The 7,088-nt window shown below is 60.6% G+C and carries 3 protein-coding genes; 2 read left to right on the top strand and 1 reads right to left on the bottom strand.

Annotated elements, in window-relative coordinates:
- Window positions 1–156 precede the first annotated feature (156 nt).
- Both WMN78_RS02490 and WMN78_RS02485 read left to right on the top strand, forming a co-directional pair.
- Window positions 157–1,905 (top strand): ABC transporter ATP-binding protein, encoded by a 1,749-nt coding sequence (locus WMN78_RS02490; protein ID WP_340531825.1) that lies wholly within the window; start codon window positions 157–159, stop codon window positions 1,903–1,905.
- On the top strand, window positions 1,902–3,899 hold the full coding sequence (locus tag WMN78_RS02485) for an ABC transporter ATP-binding protein (RefSeq protein ID WP_340531823.1): 1,998 nt from the start codon (window positions 1,902–1,904) through the stop codon (window positions 3,897–3,899). The genes WMN78_RS02490 and WMN78_RS02485 overlap by 4 nt, the downstream gene beginning before the upstream one ends.
- 98 nt (window positions 3,900–3,997) lie before the next feature.
- Here WMN78_RS02485 and WMN78_RS02480 read toward each other — a convergent pair whose 3' ends face one another.
- Window positions 3,998–6,850, bottom strand: a complete 2,853-nt coding sequence (locus WMN78_RS02480; RefSeq protein WP_340531822.1) for a hypothetical protein — start codon at window positions 6,848–6,850, stop codon at window positions 3,998–4,000.
- Between the last annotated feature and the right edge of the window lie 238 nt (window positions 6,851–7,088).

Below are 7,088 nucleotides of genomic sequence, written 5' to 3'. Positions count from 1 at the left end.
TCCTTCAGCATCGGGGTGCGGCTGCTTCCCAGAGTATGCCAATACGCCCTCCGTGAACCGGCCGAATTTCTCCTCCAACAGCCCGCTGAACTCCCAGCCTGCGGACGTAAACTGACCTTCGCATCACGTTCCGTGAGCCCTGGACCAGGAGCCGCCATGCTCTGGAAACTGCTTGTTGAATACCTGCGGCCGCAGCGGCGGCTGCTGATCGCCGTCGTGATTTTCCAGCTGGCGCAGTCCATCGCGTCGCTGTACCTGCCCACGCTGAACGCGGACATCATCGACGAGGGCGTGGCCAAGGGGGACACCGGCGTCATTCTCAGCTTGGGCAGCCTCATGCTGGGGATCACCCTGCTGCAGATCGCCTGCGCGGTGGTGGCCGTGTACTTCGGGGCGAAGGCGGCCATGGCGCTGGGCCGGGACCTGCGCGGGGCCATCTTCACCCGGGTGGGGGAGTTCTCCGAGCAGGAGGTCACCCGCTTCGGGGCGCCCAGCCTGATCACCCGCTCCACCAACGACGTGCAGCAGGTCCAGCAACTGGTGCTGATGTCCGCCACGATGATGGTGGCCGCGCCCATGCTGGCCGTCGGCGGCGTGATCATGGCCGTCCGGCAGGATGCGCAGCTGTCCTGGCTGATCGCCGTCAGTGTCCCGCTGCTACTGATCGCCGTCGCCCTCATCATCACCCGGATGGTGCCGCTGTTCCGCAAGATGCAAGTGCGGATCGACACCGTGAACCGGGTGCTCCGCGAGCAGCTCACCGGCATCCGGGTGGTGCGGGCGTTCGTCCGCGAGGACATCGAAACCGCCCGGTTCGCCCAGGCCAACGAGGACGTCACGGACACCGCGCTCCGGGCCGGCCGGCTGATGGCGCTCGCGTTCCCCGTGGTGATGCTGGTGCTGAACGTCTCCAGCGTGGCGGTGATCTGGTTCGGCTCGTTCCGGATCGAGGACGGCTCCATGCAGGTGGGCACGCTGATCGCCTTCCTCAGCTACCTGCTGCAGATCCTGATGTCCGTCATGATGGCGACGTTCATGGCGGTGATGATTCCGCGTGCCGCGGTTTCGGCGGACCGGATCGGCGAGGTGCTGACCACGGAGTCGAGCGTGCGGCCGCCGGAGCATCCGGTCACCGCTGCCGCCGGCCGGGGCGGTGCGGGCAGCGGCGAGATGGAGATGCACGACGTCGGGTTCGCCTACCCGGGTGCCGAGCAGCCGGTTCTGTCCGGCATCAGTTTCACGGCCCGGTCCGGGCAGACGACGGCGATCATCGGCAGCACCGGCTCCGGCAAGACCACCCTGGTGAACCTGCTGCCGCGGCTTTTCGACGCGACGTCCGGTGCGGTGAAGTTCGACGGCGTGGACGTCCGCGAGCTGCAGCCGGACCAGCTGTGGGGGCACATCGGGCTGGTGCCGCAGCGGCCGTACCTGTTCTCCGGCACAGTCCGCAGCAACCTGCTTTATGGCAAGCCGGACGCCACCGAGGATGAGCTGTGGCGGGCGCTGTCCACGGCGCAGGCGCAGGACTTCGTCCGGGAAATGGAGGGCGGGCTGGACGCGCCCATTTCGCAGGGCGGCACGAACGTCTCCGGCGGGCAGCGGCAGCGGATCGCGATCGCCCGGGCGCTGGTGAAACGGCCCGAGCTCTATATCTTCGACGACTCGTTCTCGTCCCTGGATACCGCCACCGACGCGCGGCTGCGGCAGGCGCTCAAGCACGACACCTCCGGCGCCACCCTGGTGATCATCGCCCAGCGGGTGTCCAGCATCGCGGACGCGGACCAGATCCTGGTGCTCGACGACGGCAGGATCGTGGGGCACGGCACGCACCATGAGCTGCTGGAGACGTCGGAGACGTACCGCGAGATTGTGTCCTCGCAGCTGGCAGCGGAGGAGGCGGTATGAGCACCCCCAGCAGGCCGGCGGCCGGGGCACCCGGCGGGACTGCCGCCGTCGAACGCATCCCCAGGCCGCGCGGCGGTCCGGGACACGGGGGACCGTTCGCGGGGATGAACATCCCGGCGGAGAAGGCGATGAACTTCTGGCCGTCCGCCAAACGGCTGCTGGGCACGCTGCGGCCGGAGCGGATGTGGCTGGTGCTGGTGATCGTGCTGAGCGTGGCCGGGGTGGCGATGTCCGTGATCGGGCCGCGGCTGCTGGGCGAGGGCACCAACATCATCTTCGCCGGCGTGGTGTCCAAGGAGCTGCCGGCCGGGATGACCAAGGCGCAGCTGATCGCGCAGCTGCGGGCCGCGGGGGAGAACCAGAAGGCGGACATGCTCAGTGCCATGGCGCTGACGCCCGGCACCGGGATCGACTTCACGGCGCTGGCGAATGTGCTGCTGTGGGCGCTGGTGCTGTATGTGCTGGCGTCGGCGTTCATGTGGATCCAGGCGTACATCCTCAACGGTGTGGTGCAGCGGACGGTGTTCCGGCTGCGCGAGCGGATCGAGGCGAAGATCAACCGGCTGCCGCTGCGGTATTTCGATTCGATCCAGCGCGGTGAGCTGCTCAGCCGGGTGACGAACGACGTCGACAACATTTCCCAGAGCCTGCAGCAGTCCATCAGCCAGGCGGTGATGTCGTTGCTGACGGTGCTGGGTGTGCTGCTGATGATGTCCCTGCTCTCGCCCACGCTGGCGCTGATTGCGCTGGTGACTGTTCCGCTGACGCTGGTGACGACGGCGATGATCGCCAAGCGCTCGCAGAAGCTGTTCGTGGCGCAGTGGAAGCATACCGGCGAGCTGAACGGGCAGATCGAGGAGACCTACACCGGGCATGCGCTGGTGAAGGTGTTCGGCCGGCAGCAGGAAGTGGGGGAGCGGTTCCGGCAGAAGAACGCGGAGCTGTACGAGGCGAGCTTCGGCGCGCAGTTCATTTCCGGGCTGATCATGCCGGCCATGACGTTCATCGGGAACCTGGTGTACGTAGGGATCGCGGTGGTGGGCGGCCTGCAGGTGGCGTCCGGGGCGATGCAGCTGGGGGATGTGCAGGCGTTCATCCAGTACTCGCGGCAGTTCACCCAGCCGCTGGCCCAGCTGGGGTCCATGGCCAACCTGCTGCAGTCCGGGGTGGCGTCCGCGGAGCGGGTGTTCTCGCTGCTGGATGAGGACGAGGAATCGCCGGAGGCTGCCGGTTCTGTTCCGGCCGGCGGGCGGGGGCGGCTGGTGTTCGAGAACGTCTCGTTCTCCTACTCGCCGGACAAGCCGCTGATTTCTTCTCTTAGTCTCGTTGCCGAACCCGGGCAGACCGTGGCGATCGTCGGCCCCACCGGGGCCGGCAAGACGACGCTGGTGAACCTGATGATGCGGTTCTACGAGATTGATGCGGGGCGGATCACGCTCGACGGCGTGGACGTCACCTCTGTTTCCCGGCGCGAGCTGCGCTCGCGGATGGGCATGGTGCTGCAGGATACGTGGCTGTTCGGCGGGACCATCCGGGACAACATTGCGTACGGCCGGCCCTCGGCTTCTGAAGCCGAAATTCTGGAGGCAGCGAAGGCGACGTACGTGGACCGGTTCGTGCACTCACTCCCGGAGGGCTACGACACGGTGCTGGAGGACGAGGGAGGCAACGTGTCGGCTGGCGAGAAGCAGTTGCTGACGATTGCGCGGGCCTTCCTGGCGCGGCCGTCGGTGCTGATCCTGGACGAGGCGACTTCTTCCGTGGATACGCGGACCGAGGTGCTGGTGCAGAAGGCGATGAGTGCTTTGCGGTCGGACCGAACTTCTTTTGTCATTGCGCACCGCCTCTCGACGATCCGCGACGCCGACCTCATCCTGGTGATGGAGGCCGGCCAGATCGTGGAGCAGGGAACGCATGCTTCGTTGTTGGCTGCGGGCGGGGCTTATGCGCGGCTGTACGAGGCGCAGTTCGCGGCTCCTGTGGCGGAGGTTTGAGGTGACCCCTGGGGTGAAATCTTCTGTACCGCCCAGGTCTCAATCTCCAGCCATGATTGTAGGCGGGGCTATTTGTGCTCGCTTAGACGTGAGTCCTGCTATTCGTCCGCGCGATGAGGCACGGGACCGACGGAACCGAGCCCCTGTCCGACAACTCGTTGCCCAATGTACTGGGCCAAGTGCTGGAGAAGCCAGGTGGCCAGTACCGATTTTTCCTTCGGCGCTCTATAGCACGCCTCTCGCAAAGCACCGCATGCCGGATCGGAGTCTATAACGGAAACCGTCTCGGCATCCGTCCTGTCTAGCGCGATGTACCCGACAATGGGTGATTCCTTGGGCCGCAAAAAAGTGACAGAGGAAGAATCTAAGTAGGCTTTAAGTACTGTAGAGTCCTTCTCTGTCAACGCCTTATCCTGAATATAAGGGGCAATTAGCTCCTGTAGACTGTACCGCGTTGCTCCCTTTATGGAAAAGCCGGGATGCGCTTTTTCAGCGTTGTCGGCCTCCCTCTCTGAGATTGGAATTAGCGAGCGGATAAATGTTGGAATTCCGCCCTTGTGCATACGATGCCATTGGCGCATTGTGCGCTCGGCGGCCGCAGCTCGATAATTATCAGCCACGATGGCCGTGCGAAATTTCTCTTGAATCTTTTCACGTATGACCGGGTCTCTTTCCGCCATATCATGAAAAACGTCAATTAGGTGCCGCGGCAGAAGGGGACTGTCCAGCAATTCCACGGCCTGCATAGTCAGCTTCTTCCGGAGTCCAGGTGTGTCGATAGCAAAGTTGTCGAGCAGCAAGTCTCCCGCTAGTACCGCACCCGGCTTGACCCAGTATTCGGCTATTGAGCTCTCATCCATTTCCGAGATAATATGGAGAAGTGCTTCCCGCAGGTGGGAACGATCATCGAAAACTTGAGACGCTGCAAAAAGCCAGGTATTGCGCCAATGTGTACTTCTTGCCAGCAGCTGCAAGCGCGCCATTACTAAGTCATCTGGACCAGTGACTAAGTATCGCGAGGCCATAAATTCCTGAAAGCTACGAACCTCAAAACCCCAATTGTCGGTGGAAGGCTCTACCAGAAGAATGAATCGATCCGAGGCAATACTAATAAGCCGCTCGGCAGTTGTTAGTGCCTCATGTGGATCGTAGGTCATCTCATTTTTTAGGTGCCGGATGCCCAGTGCCTTAAGGTCGGAGCGCGTTAAGTGAACATCCGCCTGTCCTGACTTTTCGCCCTCAATTTGTAAGAGGGCGCCGGCGGCATTATGTATGGCATCAATGTTCGGTTTATGTCGAGCAACATGTACCCCTACGGAACCTACTTTGTTTGCTTCTCGTTTGAATATCGTCTCGTAGAACTCGGAGAACAATGCGTGGCGGGTTCTTGGCAGTCGAAGTCGATCCTCTAGCAAGGAGGTCATGATGCTCACCTGTAAGGGTGAGCCCATGAGCTTCGCAGTCATTGCTTCTTTCGCCGCGTCGGTTAGTCTCTTGTAGATTTCATCAGCAAAGGTAGTGTCGGCGGGGTGTCTAGCAGTAACGAGTTGACGGCCATAATGCAACGCCTGGGCATTGCTAAGTTCCACTAATTCGTATTCCCTTGGGCTGAGTGTCCCCAAGTCATCTTCATAGCCTTGAGGGCGGGTTGTTGCCAAAATTGATATGTCAGCATTTTGCTCAGCCGCATCCGTGACGAACTCACTTATCTTCTCAAGGAGGGTTCTGCGAGTACTCGTATCGGGGACTTCGTCCAGCCCATCAAGTACGACCATCCATGGCCACTGTCGTAGCCAGGAATATAGGTGGGACCGAGTCAACTCATACTGACCCCCACGTGCATTTATCTGGTCGGTGATGAAGCGTAGTAACGAGTAATCCTCCGCGCCCAGAATCTTCTCACTGTATTCGGTCAAGCGTACGTAGATTGGCCACCGCAGCATGCGTGGTAAAGGGACCTTTATGAGCGCAAGATGATTCAGCGTTTCACTTAAGATACCCTGATTCTCAGGGGAAAGCATGTGGATGCGATCCTTAAGGATCGCGGCCCGATACGACTGGCAGATTAATTGACCAATAGTGGACTTGCCTTGACCGGGGCCGCCAATGAGCACGGTGCAGAAGTCGGCACCGGAAATACTTTTCGGATGATCTCCATACGAAATAACATTTGCTGCAACAAATTGGTGAATCGGATTGCCGTCATCGTCTGCGGTCTTGCTTCGATCTTGCGTCGGCAAATCTATGCCAATTTCTGCAAGTTTTTCTTCATCAGGACCGTTGCCAGCCCGTGTCAATCGAATCGCACTATTAGACGTCAGTTCTTTAGCTACGAAACCAGTTAGTGCCCTTGCGGCATCGGGATTATGAACAGAGACGCTTTCGAGCAGCACGGTCAAAATATCGCCGGTGACGACCAAGCCCAAATACGTTTGCCGTATGGCGGGATGATTATCGAGAAGTCGCGAAACGTGCGAGGAATGCCATACGGCCCAGCCGCGTAGATTCATAGCTTTGGCATGCTTCTTCATGGCATCGGCGACTTTGTCAATGCCTCCTACTTCCTGGACCGCTGACAGGCGCACGTTGGTGATAACCAAAAAGTTCTGTGGTTTTGGCTTCCGCTCCTTGTCATCACTGAGCCAGGCGTTCACTTCCTTCTGGATACTGTTCAGTAGCCAGTCGCGATCTTCTGCGCCTCCGGGCAGTCGTTCTTTATGTTTGACCTGAACGACCGTATAGCCGCTCCAGTTGTTGCCCAAGCGCTGATCGAAGTCTGTTTGTGGAACATCAATCGTTGGGAGAGGTAGTGTACCCTGGTAGGTCCACTCGCGGCCGCCGTCCCGGCCCGTGCCGTACGACTGTCCACCTGGTCCGAAGGCAGCACTGCATAGGGCGACGGTCATGTCTTCGAATTCTTTGTTGCCCATACGGACCAAGTCATATTCCACGGGACAAGGCTAGCTTGAGTAGTAGCGCCAGCCGTGAAGCCTGAGCGCTTCGACACTATGTCGCTTGGATCCACATCCCAAACAAGTAAATTGCCGCTAACACTGAGCTGCTGAACTCTGGCCCACGATGACACATATTGCTGCGTGCCGCCGCAGCCATGCGGTGCTCTTCTGGCTGCGGCGACAAGGGCCGAAAGTTGCACTCTTTCAGTGCAGGGAGTTCCATCGATCCCAACCG

Source organism: Arthrobacter oryzae, from assembly GCF_037911235.1.
GTDB classification, from domain to species: domain Bacteria; phylum Actinomycetota; class Actinomycetes; order Actinomycetales; family Micrococcaceae; genus Arthrobacter; species Arthrobacter oryzae_E.
Note: the sequence above shows the minus strand (reverse complement) of the source record. Positions and strands in the feature narration are given on the sequence as shown.